Here is a 17132-nt window from a genome sequence, read left to right as displayed (position 1 = left end):
AAACTCTGCCATGGCACTGTTTCACCGGTTGATGCATCCCTAAAATGGTCTTCACTGCCCTGCTCACTTTATGCCTGGAGAAGAAAATGAAAGCGATAGTCTATACCCAACACGGCCTGCCCATCGACGACCCGCAGGCCCTGCTCGACACCGAGCTGCCGATGCCGCTGGCCGGCCCGCACGACCTGCTGGTCGAAGTGCGCGCCGTCTCGGTCAACCCGGTCGACACCAAGATCCGCCTGGGCGTCGCGGTGAACGAGCCGCGCGTGCTGGGCTGGGACGCCAGCGGCATCGTGCGCTCCGTGGGCGCCAACGTGACCCTGTTCGCGCCGGGCGACGAAGTGTTCTATGCCGGCTCGATCGTCCGCCCCGGCTCCAACAGCCAGTTCCAGGCGGTCGACGAGCGCATCGTCGGCACGAAGCCCGCCAATCTGGGCTTCGCCGAAGCGGCCGCCCTGCCCCTGACCTCGATCACGGCCTGGGAGTTGCTGTTCGACCGCCTGCGCGTGCCGGAAGGCGGCGGTGAAGGCAAGTCGCTCCTGATCGTCGGCGCCGGCGGCGGCGTCGGTTCGATCCTGACCCAGCTCGCGCGCCGGCTCACCAAACTCACCGTGATCGGCAGCGCCTCGCGCGACGCCACCCGCGAATGGGTGACCAGGCTGGGCGCCCACCACACGGTCGACCACACCCGCCCGATGCAGCCGCAACTGGAGGAGCTGGGCTTCGCCAACGTCGACATCGTGATCAGCCTGACCCACACCGACCGCCATTATCAAGACATCATCGACGCGCTGGCGCCGCAGGGCCAGCTGGCGCTGATCGACGATCCGGCCACGCTCGACGCGGTGCCGCTCAAGCGCAAGTCGATCTCGCTGCACTGGGAGCTGATGTTCACCCGCTCGATGTTCGAGACGGCCGACATGGTGCGCCAGCACGAGCTGCTGAACCGGGTGGCCGCGATGATCGAGGACGGCGCCCTGACCACCACCCTGGGCGAGCACTTCGGCACGATCAACGCCGCCAACCTGCGCCGCGCCCACGCCCTCATCGAGAGCAACCGCGCGATCGGAAAAATCGTCCTTGAAGACTTTTAAGCTGCAGATCGCTTAAGATCGTCGGATTCATTATCAGAAGGAACACCATGAATATCCTGTCGGCCGCACAAAAACGCCATACCGCCAAAGCCTACGATGCGGAGCGCCGCATCCCCGAAGAAGTGATGCAGCAAGTGTACGACCTGCTGCGCAGCAGCCCGTCGTCGGTCAATTCGCAGCCGTGGCACTTCGTCGTCGCCAACACGCCGGAAGGCCGCGCGCGCATCGCCAAGGCGGCGCAGGGCGGCTACAGCTACAACGCAGCCAAGATCAACGACGCTTCGCACGTGATCGTGCTGTGCTCGCGCATCGACATGGACGAGGCGCACCTGGAAGCGCTGCTGGACCAGGAACAACGCGATGGCCGCTTCCGCGATGACGCCGCGCGCGCCGGCCAGGACGCGGGACGCCGCGGCTATGTGCGCCAGCACCGCTTCGGCGGCAAGGACGTGGCGCAGTGGCTCGAAAAGCAGGTCTACCTGGCGCTGGGCACGGCGCTCCTCGGCGCGGCCACGCTCGAGATCGACGCGACTCCGATGGAAGGCTTCGACCAGAAGATCCTGGACGAGGAGTTCGGCCTGAACGCGAAAGGTTTGACCAGCCTGGTGCTGGTGAGCTTCGGCTATTCGTCGGAAAGCGATTTCAATGCCGGCCTGCCGAAATCGCGCCTGACGCAGGAAGCGACTTTCACCTTCATCTGATCGGCTGCGGGTTAGTTCGCGACGGCGTGCAGCGATGCACGCCGTTGTTGTTTGTGCGTCTCCCTCGAATCCGGTTATTCGCATGATGGCTGAAATCGAGGGATATACGGCCAAACCGACATGTTACTTCTCCGTAGACTGTTCACATCAACAGCGAAACACCAACCAGGGAGAAGACCATGCAAATGAATGACAACACCATCCTCATCACCGGCGGCGCCTCGGGCATCGGTCGCGGCCTGGCGGAAGCCTTTCACAAGCTGGGCAATACCGTGATCATCGCGGGCCGCCGCAAGGCGCTGCTGGACGAAGTGGTGAAGGCCAATCCGGGCATGCATGCGGTGGAGCTGGACATCGCCGACGCCGCCAGCATCAAGCGCGTCGCGGCCCAGGTGACGCAGGATTTCCCGAATCTGAACGTGTTGATCAACAACGCCGGCATCATGCCCTTCGACGATGCGGCCGGCGAAATCGACGAAGACACGATGCTGTCGACGGTCACCACCAACCTGCTCGGCCCGATCCGCATGAGTTCCGCGCTGCTGGGCCACCTGAAACAGCAGCCGCGCGCCACCATCGTCAACAACACCTCGGTGCTGGCCTACGTGCCGCTGGCTTCGACCGCCGTGTATTCGGCCACCAAGGCGGCGCTGCACTCGTACACGCTGTCGCAGCGCTTCATGCTGCGCGACACCTCGGTGACCCTGCAGGAAATCGCTCCGCCCTGGGTGAACACGGATCTGATCCACAAGGGCGACGATCCGCGCGCCATGCCGCTGGAGGATTTCATTGCCCAGACCATGGCGGGTCTTGCGACCGGCAAGGAAGAAGTGGTGGTAGAGTCGGCCCAGCCGATGCGCGCCAACGCAGGGCCGGGCGAGCATAAGCTGGTCAATGAGTTCAATGCCTATCTGGCGGCGAACCCGATTCCGACGCACTAGGCGGCATGCAGTTCGAATTCTCCAGGACGATCTCTTTGTAGATGTCGAGCGGCGGCAGCCCCAGGGCGGCGCGCCGCGCTTCCACTTTCTCGCGGTCGTCCATCGGATTGAAGTCGAAATTGCAGGGCTGCTCGGCCGGCGCCATCAACTGCGTCCCGTACAGCTGCGGCCGCCCTTCGGCCACCGCGACCCGGTCCGCCAGGTAGGCGAAGCTGCGGCGCACCGGTTCGCCGCGCTGCGCGGCCATCTTTTCGAGCAGCGACAAAGTGTACTTCTGGAACGCCACATCGTGGTCGGCATGCTGGACCAGCAGCCAGGCGTTGCCCTGGGCCTTCTCGCCATGCTTGTCCTTGTCCGGAAAACCGCATTGCTCGAACGCGGCTTTCAGCCACGCTGTGTTGGCACGGTCGACGATGCCCATTTGCTGCATCAGCTTCTTCTGTTCTGGATCATCCATCCGGCTGAAGTCGAGTCGTGCGCGCAGGGCCTGGTCGGCGCTGACCCGTGTGGCGAGTTGTTGCGGATAGTCGTCGCAGGCGGCGTGGGCTGGCAGGGCGGTCAGGATGGCGGAAATCGCGATCCCCAGGAGGGTCGACAAACGGTGCATCGGCGTTGGGGCGAAGTGGACGAATGGCCGAGTGTACGCGGCGCCGGCGCACTGGTCCATTCGTCCTGCATGAGCCGCCGTCTCAGGAAGGCCGGGCTAGCTGCTTTTCCATGAACACCGACTTGAGGTCGACCCCGCAGCGGTGCGGATACAGCTCTTCACGCAGCGACACGAAGCCGGCGCGCTCGTAGAACGGCACCGCATTGAGCGAGGCCGAGACGAACAGGCGGGCCAGTCCGCATTCGCGCGCCATCGATTCGAGCTGCCGCAGCAATTGCAGGGCGATGCCGCGGCCCTGGTGGCTCGGCTCGACGAAGGCGGCATAGAGCTCGCCGGTATCCAGGTTCAGGACGGCGTAGCCCACGATCTGTCCTTCTTCCTCGGCCACGACGGCGCCACCGGCCTGGACCAGCAGCGGCAGCGAGGCGGGAGCCGGGGCGGCGCACCAGATGTCGATCACCGCGGCCGGGTAATGGTCAGCGCAACCGGCGCGCACCGCCCGGGTGCGCAATTCCCATAATGTCGACAGGTCGGCCAGGGTGGCCGGGCGGCGCGATGGCATGGCGTCTCCTTGAATGCGGGCAATAAATGCATACTATACCGCCGCCGGGATAGCCATTCCCGTAGAGCAGCCGTGCGCGCTTCATTCCATGTTCAAGGATATGCTTGCCGCATGCATCATGGATTTCTTCACTCTGGAGGAAACAATGAAACGCGCACTCCTGGCCACCGTATTGTCCATCGTGGCCGCCACCGCTTCCGCCCATCACGGGTGGAGCGAATACGATGCCAAGCAACCCCAACAGCTGACCGGCACCATCGAAGAATCCGGTTACCAGCAGCCGCACGGCTTCGTGCGCCTCAAGACAGCCGACAAGACCTGGCTCGTGGTGCTGGCGCCGCCGGGACGCATGGAAAACCGCGGCCTGGCAAAGGACATGCTGGCCGTCGGCAACAAGGTCACCGTCTACGGCTATCCCAACCGCAGCAAGGCCGATGAGTTGCGCGCCGAGCGCATCACCGTCGGCGACAAGGTCACGGAGCTGCGCTGAGCGTCGCGCCGGACTTCGTCCAGGAGGCGGCCGCCTGGGCCGCCGCGACGCCGCTGGCGCAGGCCCTGCGCGACGATCCGTGGTTGTATCCGATCGTCGAGATCGTCCACATCGTCGGCTTCACCGTGCTGGTGGGGGCGGCGGCGATGTTCGACCTGCGCCTGCTCGGCTTCGGCCGCGCCCTGCCGGTCCAGGCGCTGGCGCGCCACCTGCTGCCGTGGTCCTGGTTCGGGCTGCTGCTGATCGTGCCGAGCGGCTTGCTGATGTTCTCGACCCAGCCCGAGCTGCTGGCTAACGGGGTGTTCCTGCTCAAGCTGGCGCTGATCGTGGCGGCCGGCGTCAATGCTCTCGTCTTTCATGCCGGCCCCTGGCGCGGGGCCGCCAGCTGGCCGGCCGGCGCGCCGGCCTGGGCCAGGCTGCATGCGGCGCTGTCGCTGCTGCTCTGGATCGCCGTGATCGCCTGCGGGCGCCTGCTGGCGTATGTCTGAAGCGCAGGCGAGGGCGAACCGATGGCGATCGTGCTACAGTCTGTTGCCGCTTTTTCAGTCAACCATGATGCTCAAACAGTTTTCCACCTTCGCCGTCGCCTGCGCCATCGCCTGCATGAGCGCGGGCGCCGCCCAGGCCGCGCCGCCGGTCTACGGTTTCATTGTCAAGAATACCTACCCCCACGATCCCCAGGCTTTCACGCAAGGCTTGTTCTACCGTGACGGCCACCTGTACGAAAGCACCGGCCAGTATGGCCGCTCGACGATCCGCAAGGTGGAGCTCAAGACCGGCAAGGTGGTGCAGAAGGCCGATTTGCCGAAGGAAGTGTTTGGCGAAGGGTCGACCGCGGTGGGCAACCACCTGGTCGGCCTGACCTGGACTTCGCAGGTCGGCTATGTGTTCGACCTCAAGACCTTCAAGCTCAAGCAGAGCTTCAAGTACGAGGGAGAAGGCTGGGGCCTGGCCAGCGATGCCAGGCAGCTATACATGAGCGACGGCAGTTCCTTCATCCGCATCCTCGATCCGAAGACGATGAAGGAGCTGCGCCGGGTGCAGGTCACGAGCGAGGGCCGCCCGGTCGAGCGCCTGAACGAACTCGAAATGGTCGACGGCGAGCTGTACTCGAACATCTGGGGCAGCGAACTCATCGCCCGCATCGACCCCGACAGCGGCAAGGTGCTCGGGGTGATCGATCTCACCGGCCTGCTGCCGCCCGACCAGCGCGGCACGAAGGAGGTCGATGCCGTCCTCAACGGCATCGCCTGGGATGGCAAGGGCAAGCGCCTGTTCGTCACCGGCAAGCTGTGGCCCAAGCTGTTCGAGATCGAGCTGGTGCCGAAGCTTCGAAAGTAAGCTGCGCTGCTGATCTAGGAGCGGTCGGTGACGTCGATCACGACCTTGCCGAAGTGCGCGCCGGACGCCATGTGGCGATACGCCTCCTGGGCCTGGCCGAACGGGAACACGCGATCGATCACCGGCTTGACGCCGCTCACGTCCACGAAGCGCATCACGTCTTCCAGCATGGCGCGGCTGCCGACATAGATGCCCACCAGGCGCTTGGCGCTGGCCAGCAGCGAGGCCGGATTGACTTCACCGCCGAAACCGCTGACGCCGCCGATGACGGCGACGGTCCCGCCCATCGCGGCGCTCGACACCGATTTGTTCACCGTCCCCTTGCCGCCCACTTCCAGCACCACCTGGGCGCCGACGCCGTGGGTGAGGTGCAGCACCTCGTCGTGCCACTCGGGAATCGCCTGGTAATTGATCGTGTGGTGGGCGCCCAGCGCGCGCGCCCGCGCCAGCTTGTCGTCGCTGGACGAGGTGACGATGGCGCGCAGGCCCGCCGCGCGCGCCAGTTGCAGGCCGAGGATCGAGACGCCGCCGGTGCCCAGCAGCAGCACGGTATCGCCCGGCTTGACATGATTGCTGGAGACGAAGATCGCGTTCCAGGCGGTGACCGCGGCGCACGGCATGGTCGATGCCTCGATGAAGGACAGGCCGGCCGGGATGATGGCCAGCGCGTCCTCGTGCAGGATGACTTCTTCGGCCAGCATGCCGTCGATGTCGCCGCCCAGGCCGTGACGCACCTTGTCAGGCGTCGGCCCGCCTTCCAGCCAGTGCGGGAAGAAGGAGCCGGCCACGCGGTCGCCGACCTGCACCCGGGTCACGCCGGGACCGACCGCCAGCACTTCGCCGGCGCCGTCCGAGCACGGGATGATGGGGTCCTCGACCGAGACCAGGTAGTTGCCGCCGGCGACCATCAGGTCGCGGTAGTTGAGCGAGACGGCGTGCACGCGGATGCGCACCTCGCCCAGGCCGAGGTCGCGCTCCGGGTAGTCGATGCACTGGAGGCCGTCGATGTTCGCGCCGTGAAGAATCTGGTAAGCCCGCATGCGTAAATCTCCTTCTGGTTGATCGGTACGCGGGCCATTGTACGCGGCTGGCCGAGGGCGGGACGCTCGCCAGTCGCGCGTCTGTCGAGTGTCGGGTTTATGATAAATTAGGATTCTTGGTTGCAACCCGCAAGAGGTAGAACATGGAAGAACAAGCAGCTTGGAAATTGCTTAAAACAGTACTCGGAGTCGCTGCCTTCATCGCCTTTGGCGTGGGCGTCTGGGGCGGGTGGACGGTGGCGAAAACGTATTTCGATACGAAGGATGCAGCCCGCTCCCGCTACACCGGCTTGGCCACCATCAGCCAGAAGATCACGATGAACGCCGCGAACGCCGGCACGCCCAGCGTCACCCAGATCCTGAAATAACGCCAGTACAGCGCCGGTAACGGCGTATCGAGCCGCGCCGCCTCCGCCGCCATGTCGCGCATGCGGATCTGCAGCCACACCACCGGCAGCCAGCAGGCGCCGGCGATCACGTACAGGATGATCGACCACATGATCCATTTGCTGTGCAGCGGATAGCCGGCCAGGTGGATCATGTAGAAGCCCGTCAGCGGCTGCAGGATGGCGGTGGTGGCCGTGAACAGCCAGTCGGCGATGACGACGTATTTCGCCACCACCGCGATCGCCCGCACATCGCGGCTGACGTTCGCGAACAGCATGTACCAGGCCGATCCGATGCCGGTGCCGAACAGCAGCGTCGACGAGACGATATGCAGCCATTTCAGCACCACGTAATCCATTATTTTTCCTCGAGTTGATACAGCAGCCAGATCGCCGCCAGCATCGGCAGGTTCTTGGTCAGCGGCCCGTAGGGATGCAGCAGGAATTCAGGCAGCTTGAACGCTATCACGATCGTATAGAACCCGATCAGGCCCAATTGTGCGAGCCATAGCCAGCGCCGCCGCGCCAGGAACAGGATGCCAAGCCCCAGCAGCAGGTCGAAGCTGGCGGCGCCATACAGCATCAATGGCTGCAGGTCGGGAGGAATGCCGGTGCGCGCCAGCAGCTCGTAGCTGGCCTCGACCGGATACAGGCCGAAGGAGACGATCGCGGTCAGGATCCACACCGCCGCGATGCTGTAGCGGAGCATCGGCAGCAGCCAGCCGAGCTTGGCGCGCGCGCGTTCGCCGTCCGGGTCGCCGATGAATTCATCCGGTGAGCGCGGCAGATGGCCGAGCAGCATCGCCGTCTGCATGACGTCGCCCGTGTTGTCGCGGTCCAGCATGCTCAGCGCATCGCGGCTGATGAGCGAACCCGGCAGGACGGCGGCCGCCAGCCGCGCCACCGGTCCCGGCAGGGGCAGCACACGCTGGCGCCCCATGCCCATCGATGAGCGCAGCAGGCCGAGATAGTCGGTGAACGGCATCGCCTGCGGCCCCACCAGCGGCACCCGCATCGAGGTGCCCGCTCCCGGCGCCATCGGCAGGCGGTGCTTGAGCAGGCCGACGATGGCCAGCGCCAGGTCGTCGACGTGGATCGGTTGCACCAGCTGCGGCTTGCTGCCGAAGCGCAGCGTGAACGGCATGCTGGCCAGGGTGCGGAAGGTGCGCGCGCTGGCGCCGTCGCGGCCATACACGAGCGAGGGCTGGACGATGTAGGAGCGCAGCGGCAGCGAGGCCAGGTAGTCGTCGGCATCGCGCTTGGACAGGTGGTAGGGCGTCGTCGCATCGCGGTCGGCGCCCAGCGCCGACAGTTGAATCACCATCTGTACGTCGTGCGATTCGGCGCAGGCGGCGAACAGCGCGCGCGGCGTGTCGCGGTGCAGGCGGGCGAAATCCTGGCGTCCGCTTTCGCGGAAAATGCCGACCGTGTTGATCACGACGTCGATATGCGACAGGCGCGCCAGCCAGGTGGATTTGTCGGTATCTTTGGAAAAATCGGCGTGGATAGTGCTCAAGCGCGGGTCAGCGCTTTTCGGAAGCTTCGCTTCAGGTGCTCTCACCGCGCACACGACGTGGTGGCCTTCGGTGAGCAACGCCTGCAGCAAATGTTGCCCGATGAAACCGCTCGCCCCCGTCAGCAAAATCCGCATCCGTGCTTCCCTTCACATCAAGTAAAAGAGGATTGTATGGAAAATACGGCATTACAGCGCGCACTCATCTCCGGGGCGACTTCGAGCATCCTGTCGACGGTGGCGATGTCCGTGGTCGGCAAGATGCAGACCGGCAGCGCCTATGCACCGACCAATGCCGTCAGCCACTATGTGCATGGCCATAAAGCAGGCTACCGCGACCGCTTCTCGCTGCGCTACACGGTTCCCGGCTACCTGATCCACCATGCCAGCGCGACCTTCTGGTCGTTCGTGTTCGAACGCGCGCTCGGGGGTGTGATGGACGGCAAGAACCCGATGGCCATTGCCGCCGCCTCGGCGGCGACCTCCGCGTTCGCGGCCTTCACCGACTACAAGCTGACGCCGCGGCCGCTGCAGCCGGGCTATGAAAAGCGCCTGTCGCGCAATGCGCTGGGCGTGGTGTATGCGGGGTTTGCGATCGGACTGGCGATCGGCGCCATCATGTCGCGCAAGAACGAACCGCCGAAATGAATGGCGAGCGGCGCGGGCTGGATGCCCGCGCCGGTGAACGGGATCAGTGCGCGGCCGCCTTCTTGCCGCGCATGCGCTGCACCAGCGTCACCACGCCCAGCACCACGGCGCCCACCAGCACGCCGACCAGGGCATCGACCAGGATCGGCGCCAGGAAGGCCAGCACCCCACCGACCGTCGGCACATCGGCTACCGCGGCGGCCGCTCCCTGCGAAAAGTGGTGCAGCGCCGGCACCCCATGCGAGATGATGCCGCCGCCGACCAGGAACATGGCGGCGGTGCCGACCACCGCCAGGATCTTCATCAGGCGTGGCGCGGCTGCCAGCAAACCCTTGCCCAAGCTACGGGCGGCGCCGCTCTGGCTCTTGCTCAGGTGCAGGCCGGCGTCATCCATCTTGACGATGGCGGCCACCAGGCCATAGACGCCGACCGTCATCACCACTGCGATGACGGTCAGCACCAGGGCCTGCTGTCCGAGCGCCACGCCGGCCACGGTGCCGAGCGAGATCACGATGATCTCGGCCGACAGGATGAAGTCGGTGCGCACCGCGCCCTTGATCTTGTCTTTCTCGAGCTGGACGATGTCGATCGCCTGGTTGGCCACGGCCGCCTCGTGCTGCGCCTTGTGCCGGGCCTCGTCCTGCGCGCTGTGCAGGTATTTGTGCGCCAGTTTCTCGAAGCCCTCGAAGCACAGGAAGGCGCCGCCGATCATCAGCAGCGGCGTGATCAGCCAGGGCAGGAAGACCGAGATCGCCAGGGCGGCCGGCACCAGGATCGCCTTGTTGACCATCGATCCTTTGGCCACCGCCCAGACCACCGGCAGCTCGCGATCGGCTTTCACGCCCGAGACTTGCTGCGCATTGAGCGCCAGGTCGTCGCCCAGCACGCCCGCGGTTTTCTTGGCCGCAATCTTGCTCATCGCGGCGACGTCGTCGAGGATGGTGGCGATATCGTCCAGGAGTGCAAGTAAGCCGACTCCAGCCATAGTTCTGCTCCTTCATGTCAAGTTGCTACGATATTAACCGAGCCGCCAAATGCTCGCTACACGGTTCGCGGAGCCGTTCGGCGCGGCTTTTTGCATTTCATGCCTGGAAATCTGCATCTCGTCGCTTTTGCCGGGCGACTGCCGGTCTGCATACGTATAGTGCAACGCTGAAGGTTGCGGCACTGCAGCCTCGTCCCCCCAAACGAAGGAGATCATCCAATGAATACCGATTCGATCCAGCCTGCCGCTTCCACTTCCGCTCCGGTCCGCCGCGCCCGTCCGCCGAAGCGCAAGACCCGCATCACGATCTATCTCGACGACGAGGTGCTGAAGGAATTCCGCAACTTGTCCGAGCGTTGCGGCACCGGTTACCAGACCCTGATCAACGCCGCGCTGCGCAACCGTTTGAGCGGTCCGGTCATCGAATCTGGCGTCGCATAAGGCTTCCTTTCAAATTTCCCTCGGGGAGCGGCATTACACATAGCAATATTTATGCTAATCTTCCCGCTCTTTTAACCCCGGAGGGATTTATGAAAAAAGGCGAACTGATCGCAGAATTCGCGAAGCGCACCGAGATGTCGGGCGCTGCCGCTGGCGACGCCGTGAACACCATCATCGAGATCATCACCGAGCGCCTGAAAAAGGGCGACACGGTGGGCATCACCGGCTTCGGCACCTTCTCGGTGACCAAGCGCGCCGCACGCAAGGGCCGTAACCCTGCCACCGGCGAAGTGATCAAGATCGCGGCGTCGAAGAGCCCGCGTTTCTCGGCTGGCGCGACCCTGAAGGCAGCGGTCAACCCGACCAAGAAGAAGTAATCAGTACCCGGCCTCGCGTCGCGGCCCGTTCGCGGGTCGCGCGCGCTGGCTGAATGTGTCGTTTCTTGCCTCCCCGGCAGTCGTCTTCCCCCTCCTTCCGCAGCACCATTCATTTTTCACCACCATGAGCTTCGCCACCTGGATCGCCTTCGTCATCGCCGGTTCGCTGATCGCCATTTCGCCCGGTTCCGGCGCGGTCCTGTCGATGTCGCATGGCCTGGCCTACGGCCTCAAGAAGGCCAGCGCGACCGTCCTCGGCCTGCAGCTGGGCCTGGTCCTGGTGCTGGTCATCGCCGGCGCCGGCGTCGGTTCGCTGCTGCTGGCATCCTCGGTCGCCTTCACGGCGGTCAAGGTGATCGGCGCGCTGTACCTGATCTATCTCGGCATCAGCCAGTGGCGCGCCGCCCCGGCGCCCGGCCCGACGGCGTCGACCGCCGGCCTGGAAGCGCATCCGTCCTTCGGCAAGCGCGTGCTGACCGGCTTTCTCACCAATACCACGAACCCGAAGGGCATCATCTTCATGGTCGCCGTGCTGCCGCAATTCATCGCCAAGGATGCGCCGCTGCTCACCCAGCTGGCGATCCTGGGCGTGACCATGGTGGCGATCGATTCGATCGTGATGCACGGCTACGCCGCCCTGGCCGCCTCGATGCAGCGCTTCATGCGCGATCCACGCCACATGCGCCTGCAGAACCGCGTGTTCGGCGCGGTGCTGGTGCTGATCGGCTCGATGCTGTTCTTCGTCAAGCGCCAGCCGGCCTGACAATGTGCATGGCGCCGGCTACTATTTCCGCTAAGCCGGCAGATGCAACTTTGTGTAACCCGCGTTGTCCGCGTGGGAGCTCGAGCGTTGTAATGAGGCTGAACCACCCCGTCCGCGTTCCATCCTGGAGCATGTCATGACCCATCGCCTCGTCCATACCGCCGCCCTGCTCGCCCTGGCTGCGATTTCCACCTGCGCGTCCGCGCAGACCGTGCTGCAGACCGATCCGCCAGGGCAGGTCGAAGCGACCGGCAACGGCGTCATGGAAACCGAGCCGCCGGGCCGGGTGGGCCGCGTTTCCCTGGTCCAGGGCCAGGTCGAGATCGGCGGTGACGTCGGCGCCGAGAGCGCCGCCGCCGTGGTCAACTGGCCGGTCACCACGCGCAACCTCGTCACGACTTCGCCCGGCGCCCGCACCGAGATCCGCATCGGCTCCACCTCGATCCGCCTGGACGGCGACAGCTCGCTCGAGTTCACCGAACTGGACGACGACAGCCTGCGCCTGCGCCTGCACTTCGGCAGCGCCAGCATCCGCGTCATGAACAGCGAGGTGGCGCCCGAGTTCGAACTGCGCACGGCCCAGGCGACCGTGCGCCTGACCCAGCCGGGCCGCCTGCGCGTGGACGCCGACCGCGTGCCCGACACCAGCCTGGTGAGCGTGCTCGATGGCGAGGCCCAGGTCGACGGCGCCGGCGCCAGCCTCACCGTGCGCGCCGGCCGCAGCGCCGAGGTACGCGACGAGGACGTGAGCACGCGCCAGGCGCGGCGCGACGAATTCGACGACTGGGCCCTCACGCGCGACCAGGCGCTGGTGGCCGGGCAGTCGTCGCGCCACATCGGCACCGAGATGACCGGCTACGAAGAGCTCGACCGCTACGGCAGCTGGAGCACCCACTCCGACTACGGCAGCCTGTGGACGCCCACCGTGGTGGCATCCGACTGGACGCCCTACCGTGACGGCCAGTGGAGCTATATCGCGCCGTGGGGCTGGACCTGGGTCGACAATGCGCCATGGGGCTATGCGCCCTTCCACTACGGCCGCTGGGTGCAGGTGCGCAACCGTTGGGCCTGGGCCCCGGGCCGTCTCGAGCGGCGGCCGGTATGGTCGCCGGCGCTGGTCGGCTGGGTCGGCGGCGGCAACTGGAGCGTCGGCTTCGCCTCGCACGACCTGCACGCGCATGGCTGGTATCCGCTCAGCCCCTACGACCGCTACGTGCCCGGCTACCGCCTGTCCAGCGAGCGCCTGCGGCGCCTGAACGACTGGCGCCACGCCACCCGCCGCGCGGCCCAGCAGCGGCCGGGACACCAGGGCCTGACCGTGGTGCCGCGCGAGCACTTCGGCGGTCGCGGGCCGGTGGTCGTGCCGCGCGCGCCGCGCCCCGACCGCGCGAACTTCGCGCTGCCGCGCGGACCGGGCAGCGCCCCGCCGCCGCCGCTGGTGGCGCGCGCCGACTGGAACCGTGGGAACAACGAACGGCGCGACCTGCTCGAGCGGCGCGAGGTGCGCCAGCGCCTGGAGACCGGCCAGGTGACGCGCGACGGCTTCGTGCAGGATCGCGGCCGCCTCGGGACGGACCCGATGGCGCGCCAGCGCGAGAGCAACGAGCGCCTGTCGCGCGAACGCTTGCAGCAGCAGGAGCGCGTCGTGCGCCAGCAGGAAGAGCGCGACCGCATGCAGCGCGACCTGGACAACCGCATGCAGGCCGACCGCATGAGTTTCGGGCGCCACGCCGAGCGCGAACGCGAGCAGCGCGAACGCATGCGCGAGCGGGCCGAACGCGGCCAGCAACTGCAGCAGCAGCGCCCGCCGGCCATGGCGCCCACTCCGGCGCCGGCGTTTGCTCGCCCCGAACCGCGACCGATGCCGCGGCCCGACGTGCGTCCGCCGCCGCACATGGTTGCCGCGCCGCCGCCACGGCCCGCCCCGCCGCCGCAGATGGTCGCCCCGACCGCGCCGCGCCCGCAACCGTCCGCGCCGGCCTTCACCCCGCGCGGCGGCGGCGAGCAGCGCGCCCATACGGATGCGCGCGGCCGGCAAATTCAGGAACGCTGAGGAAAACGCCGGCATTGGCTACAATGCGCATTTACACAGGATTAGTCATGGACCCGAAAGAATCCCTCATCGAATACCCGAGCGAATTCCCGATCAAGGTGATGGGCGCGACCCATATCGATTTCGCTCCCACCATCGTCGCGCTGGTGACCCAGCTGGATCCGACTTTCCATGAAGGCAAGCTGGAAACCCGTCCTTCGGCCAAGGGCAACTACACCGGCCTGACCGTCACCGTCACCGCCACCAGCCGCGAGATGCTGGACGAGGTGTACCGCACCCTGTCGACCCACCCGATGGTCAAGATGGTCCTGTAAGGGCGGCTTGCCATCTCGTCAACGGGGCAGGCTGCCTGTTCGGCAGGCACGCCCCATCGTGCTGGCTTATAATGACGGGGCTGTCCATACTATGGCCCGATGCCTCGCCCCCGATTCCATGTCTTCGATCCACCCCGCCGCGCCGCTCGTCCGTGAACTCGGCCGCGCCGACTACGAACCCACCTTCGCCGCCATGCGCGCCTTCACCGACGCGCGCACGCCCGAGACCCGGGACGAATTGTGGATCGTCGAGCACCCGCCCGTGTTCACGCTGGGCCTGGGCGCCGATCCGGGCCACGTGCTGGCGCCGCACGGCGTGCCGGTGGTCCAGACCGACCGCGGCGGCGAGGTCACTTACCACGGCCCCGGCCAGGTCGTGATCTACCTGTTGATGGACTTGCGCCGCAACAAGCCGGGCGGCAAGCTGTATGCGCGCCAGTTCGTGGAAAAAATCGAACAGGCGGTCATCGATGTATTAGGGGCGTATAATCTGGCCGGTGAGCGCATCGCCGGCGCGCCCGGCATCTATATCGCCGAGGGCCCGCGCAAGGGCGCCAAGATCGCCGCGCTCGGCCTCAAGGTGCGCGGCAACGGCTGCACCTATCACGGCGTATCGCTGAACGTGGGCATGGACCTGGCCCCGTTTACCTGGATCAACCCGTGCGGCTATTCGGGATTGGCCACGGTCGACATGCGCACCATGGGCGTCGAGGCGCCGCTGGCCGATGTCCAGCAGGCGCTGGCCAGGGCCCTGACCGGGCATCTCGGCCAGTCGCCCGTGCCAGACAGTGTCCCAACCGAACAAACCAACTGACGCCCTTCTGGGGCAACGAGCCAAATGACTTCCGAAATCGACACCGGCATCGCCTCCGCATCCGCCTACAACGCCAGCGAAAAGCAGAAAGGCGCCAGCAAGACGTCGCGCATCCCGATCAAGATCGTGCCGATCGCGGACGTCGAGCGCCTGAAAAAGCCGGACTGGATCCGCGTCAAGGCCGCCACCGCCTCGTCGCGCTTCTACGAAATCAAGGACATCCTGCGCGCCAACAAGCTGGTGACGGTGTGCGAGGAAGCCAGCTGCCCGAACATCGGCGAATGCTTCGGCAAGGGCACCGCGACCTTCATGATCATGGGCGACAAGTGCACCCGCCGCTGCCCGTTCTGCGACGTCGGCCACGGCCGCCCGGATCCGCTGGATGTGAATGAGCCGGGCAACCTGGCCAAGACCATCGCCGACCTGCGCCTGTCCTACGTCGTGATCACCTCGGTCGACCGCGACGACCTGCGCGACGGCGGCGCCGGCCACTTCGTCGAGTGCATCCAGAAGACCCGCGCGCTGTCGCCCAACACCAAGATCGAAGTGCTGGTGCCGGATTTCCGCGGCCGCCTCGAAAAAGCATTGAACATCTTCGCCGACGGCCTGCCGGACGTGATGAACCACAACCTGGAAACCGTGCCGCGCCTGTACAAGGAAGCGCGTCCTGGCGCCGACTACAAGCACTCGCTGGTCCTGCTGCGCGACTTCAAGAAGATGTACCCGAGCGCGGTCACCAAGTCGGGCCTGATGGTCGGCCTGGGCGAGACCGACGAAGAGATCCTCGAAGTCATGCGCGACATGCGCGAGCACGACATCGACATGCTGACCATCGGCCAGTACCTGGCGCCGACCAATTCGCACCTGCCGGTGCGCCGCTACGTGCATCCTGATGTCTTCAAGATGTTCGAAGAAAAGGCGTATGAGATGGGCTTCGTGCACGCCGCCGTGGGCGCGATGGTGCGTTCGTCGTACCACGCCGACCAGCAGGCGCACGAGGCGGGCGTCGCCGCCTAAGCCAGCCCGGCCAGCCCGGCCACTTCGGCTGCCCCGGCAGCCGCCCTGCCCAGCCGGCGACAGCGTGCCGGCGGCGGCAGGCCATGGTTCCTGAAGTGCCGCCGCAGCGATTCGGCCGACCCCAGGCCGGCCAGGTCGGCGACGGCGTCGATGGTTAGCCCCGGCCTCGTTTCCAGCAGCCGTTCCGCCAGCGCGACCCGTTCGCGCACCAGCCAGGCCAGCGGCGTTACGCCGGTGACGTCCTTGAAGCGGCGCTGGAAGGTGCGCGTGCCCATTCGCGCCCGGGCCGCCATCGACTCCACCGTGTGCCCCGCGCGCACGTTTTCTCTTACCCAATCCATCAGCTGCGCGATCGCATTGCGCTCGCCCGGCGGCAGCGGACGCGCCACGAGCTGGGCCTGGTCGCCGTCGCGGTGGGCCGGGATCACCAGGCGCTGCGCCACGCGGCTGGCCAGCTCGGCGCCGAAGTCGCTGCGCACCACGTGCAGCAGCATGTCCAGGCCGGCGGCGGAACCGGCCGAGGTCACGATGCGGCCGTCCTGCACGTACAGCACGCCCTGCTCCACTTCTACTTGCGGGAAGCTTGCCGCGAGCCGCTCGAGATAGCGCCAGTGGGTGGTCGCCCTGCGGCCGTCCAGCAGGCCGGCATGGGCCAGCACGAAGCTGCCGGAACAGATCGCGCACAGCCGCGCGCCGCGGGCTTCGGCGCGGCGCAGCGCGTCGACCAGGCTTGGCGGCGGCGGCTCCGCCGCGTCGCGCCAGCCGGGGATGACGATCGTGTCGGCGGCGTCGAGCGCCTCCAGGCCGTGCGGCGCGACGACGCTCAAGCCGCCCATCGCGCGCAGCGGTCCGGGGTCCACGGCGCACACCGCATGCGTGTACCAGGGCACGCCGAGCTCCGGCCGCTCGAGGGCGAACAGCTCCACCGCGCAGCCGAATTCGAAGGTGCACAGGCCGTCGTAGGCGAGGATGGCGACATGGTGGGGCATGGCGCGATGTTACCAGTTTCTGTCGTCCCGCCACCTGCCCCGGCCCCTCGTTCGCT

Annotated in this window: 21 protein-coding genes; 14 read left to right on the top strand and 7 right to left on the bottom strand. The window is 66.4% G+C overall.

Features of this window, described 5'->3' with window-relative positions; all coding sequences use genetic code 11:
- Positions 1-86 precede the first annotated feature (86 nt).
- From KY496_RS18395 to KY496_RS18385, 3 genes are all read left to right on the top strand, one after another.
- Positions 87-1094, top strand: coding sequence for a zinc-binding alcohol dehydrogenase family protein (locus KY496_RS18395; RefSeq protein WP_219861906.1), 1008 nt, complete (start codon positions 87-89; stop codon positions 1092-1094).
- A 47-nt stretch (positions 1095-1141) separates the two neighbouring features.
- Positions 1142-1795: an oxygen-insensitive NAD(P)H nitroreductase gene (gene nfsB / locus KY496_RS18390; RefSeq protein ID WP_071360985.1), complete on the top strand. Its 654-nt coding sequence runs from the start codon at positions 1142-1144 to the stop codon at positions 1793-1795.
- A gap of 179 nt (positions 1796-1974) precedes the next feature.
- Positions 1975-2736, top strand: a complete 762-nt coding sequence (locus tag KY496_RS18385) for an SDR family oxidoreductase (protein ID WP_219861904.1) — start codon at positions 1975-1977, stop codon at positions 2734-2736.
- On the opposite strand, the gene KY496_RS18380 is transcribed toward KY496_RS18385, so the two are convergent.
- The gene (locus KY496_RS18380; protein ID WP_184240113.1) at positions 2696-3334 is read right to left on the bottom strand and encodes a DUF6624 domain-containing protein; all 639 of its coding nucleotides are present in this window, start codon (positions 3332-3334) and stop codon (positions 2696-2698) included. The genes KY496_RS18385 and KY496_RS18380 overlap by 41 nt on opposite strands.
- A 91-nt stretch (positions 3335-3425) precedes the next feature.
- Positions 3426-3905, bottom strand: coding sequence for a GNAT family N-acetyltransferase (locus tag KY496_RS18375; RefSeq protein WP_219861902.1), 480 nt, complete (start codon positions 3903-3905; stop codon positions 3426-3428).
- Between the two features lie 145 nt (positions 3906-4050).
- On the opposite strand from KY496_RS18375, the gene KY496_RS18370 reads away from it, so the two are divergent.
- The 3 genes from KY496_RS18370 (at position 4051) to KY496_RS18360 (ending at position 5736) form a co-directional block, all read left to right on the top strand.
- A complete protein-coding gene (locus KY496_RS18370) occupies positions 4051-4395 on the top strand; it encodes a DUF6152 family protein (protein WP_071360989.1) in 345 nt (114 codons plus the stop codon).
- An 83-nt stretch (positions 4396-4478) separates the two neighbouring features.
- Entirely contained in the window at positions 4479-4883 is a 405-nt protein-coding gene (locus KY496_RS18365; protein WP_219861901.1) for a hypothetical protein, read from the top strand.
- A 64-nt stretch (positions 4884-4947) separates the two neighbouring features.
- A complete protein-coding gene (locus KY496_RS18360; RefSeq protein WP_219861899.1) occupies positions 4948-5736 on the top strand; it encodes a glutaminyl-peptide cyclotransferase in 789 nt (262 codons plus the stop codon).
- Between the two features lie 14 nt (positions 5737-5750).
- Here KY496_RS18360 and KY496_RS18355 read toward each other — a convergent pair whose 3' ends face one another.
- The 3 genes from KY496_RS18355 to KY496_RS18345 all read right to left on the bottom strand — a co-directional run bounded on the left by KY496_RS18355 (position 5751) and on the right by KY496_RS18345 (position 8813).
- On the bottom strand, positions 5751-6776 hold the full coding sequence (locus KY496_RS18355; RefSeq protein ID WP_005664241.1) for an NAD(P)-dependent alcohol dehydrogenase: 1026 nt from the start codon (positions 6774-6776) through the stop codon (positions 5751-5753).
- Between the two features lie 280 nt (positions 6777-7056).
- Positions 7057-7521, bottom strand: coding sequence for a DUF2269 domain-containing protein (locus KY496_RS18350; RefSeq protein ID WP_005664245.1), 465 nt, complete (start codon positions 7519-7521; stop codon positions 7057-7059).
- On the bottom strand, positions 7521-8813 hold the full coding sequence (locus KY496_RS18345; RefSeq protein ID WP_005664246.1) for an SDR family oxidoreductase: 1293 nt from the start codon (positions 8811-8813) through the stop codon (positions 7521-7523). Before KY496_RS18345 ends, KY496_RS18350 begins: the two co-directional genes overlap by 1 nt.
- Positions 8814-8849: 36 nt before the next feature.
- Here KY496_RS18345 and KY496_RS18340 point away from each other — a divergent pair, with 36 nt between their 5' ends.
- Positions 8850-9323: a hypothetical protein gene (locus KY496_RS18340; protein WP_071360994.1), complete on the top strand. Its 474-nt coding sequence runs from the start codon at positions 8850-8852 to the stop codon at positions 9321-9323.
- Positions 9324-9366: 43 nt separating this feature from the next.
- On the opposite strand, the gene KY496_RS18335 is transcribed toward KY496_RS18340, so the two are convergent.
- Complete coding sequence (locus KY496_RS18335; protein WP_005664250.1) at positions 9367-10308, bottom strand: DUF808 domain-containing protein; 942 nt, start codon at positions 10306-10308, stop codon at positions 9367-9369.
- 219 nt (positions 10309-10527) lie between these two features.
- Between KY496_RS18335 and KY496_RS18330 the strand changes: the two genes are divergently transcribed.
- The 7 genes from KY496_RS18330 to lipA all read left to right on the top strand — a co-directional run bounded on the left by KY496_RS18330 (position 10528) and on the right by lipA (position 16087).
- A complete protein-coding gene (locus KY496_RS18330) occupies positions 10528-10749 on the top strand; it encodes a BrnA antitoxin family protein (RefSeq protein ID WP_071360995.1) in 222 nt (73 codons plus the stop codon).
- 89 nt (positions 10750-10838) lie between these two features.
- Complete coding sequence (locus tag KY496_RS18325) at positions 10839-11126, top strand: HU family DNA-binding protein (RefSeq protein WP_005664253.1); 288 nt, start codon at positions 10839-10841, stop codon at positions 11124-11126.
- Positions 11127-11250: 124 nt separating this feature from the next.
- The gene (locus KY496_RS18320) at positions 11251-11889 is read left to right on the top strand and encodes a LysE family transporter (protein WP_005664254.1); all 639 of its coding nucleotides are present in this window, start codon (positions 11251-11253) and stop codon (positions 11887-11889) included.
- A gap of 136 nt (positions 11890-12025) precedes the next feature.
- Entirely contained in the window at positions 12026-13942 is a 1917-nt protein-coding gene (locus tag KY496_RS18315; RefSeq protein ID WP_219861897.1) for a DUF6600 domain-containing protein, read from the top strand.
- Between the two features lie 47 nt (positions 13943-13989).
- Entirely contained in the window at positions 13990-14256 is a 267-nt protein-coding gene (locus KY496_RS18310) for a DUF493 family protein (protein WP_005664257.1), read from the top strand.
- A gap of 118 nt (positions 14257-14374) precedes the next feature.
- A complete protein-coding gene (gene lipB, locus KY496_RS18305; protein WP_005664261.1) occupies positions 14375-15070 on the top strand; it encodes a lipoyl(octanoyl) transferase LipB in 696 nt (231 codons plus the stop codon).
- 24 nt (positions 15071-15094) lie between these two features.
- Positions 15095-16087: a lipoyl synthase gene (lipA, locus tag KY496_RS18300; RefSeq protein WP_071360997.1), complete on the top strand. Its 993-nt coding sequence runs from the start codon at positions 15095-15097 to the stop codon at positions 16085-16087.
- Here the strand turns inward: lipA and ftrA are convergent.
- Positions 16084-17076, bottom strand: coding sequence for a transcriptional regulator FtrA (gene ftrA, locus KY496_RS18295; protein ID WP_219861895.1), 993 nt, complete (start codon positions 17074-17076; stop codon positions 16084-16086). The two genes, lipA and ftrA, sit on opposite strands and share 4 nt — an antisense overlap.
- Positions 17077-17132 lie beyond the last annotated feature (56 nt).

The organism is Massilia sp. NP310 (assembly GCF_019443485.1).
Lineage (GTDB): Bacteria > Pseudomonadota > Gammaproteobacteria > Burkholderiales > Burkholderiaceae_D > Telluria > Telluria timonae.
This window is presented reverse-complemented; position numbering and strand designations above follow the sequence as displayed.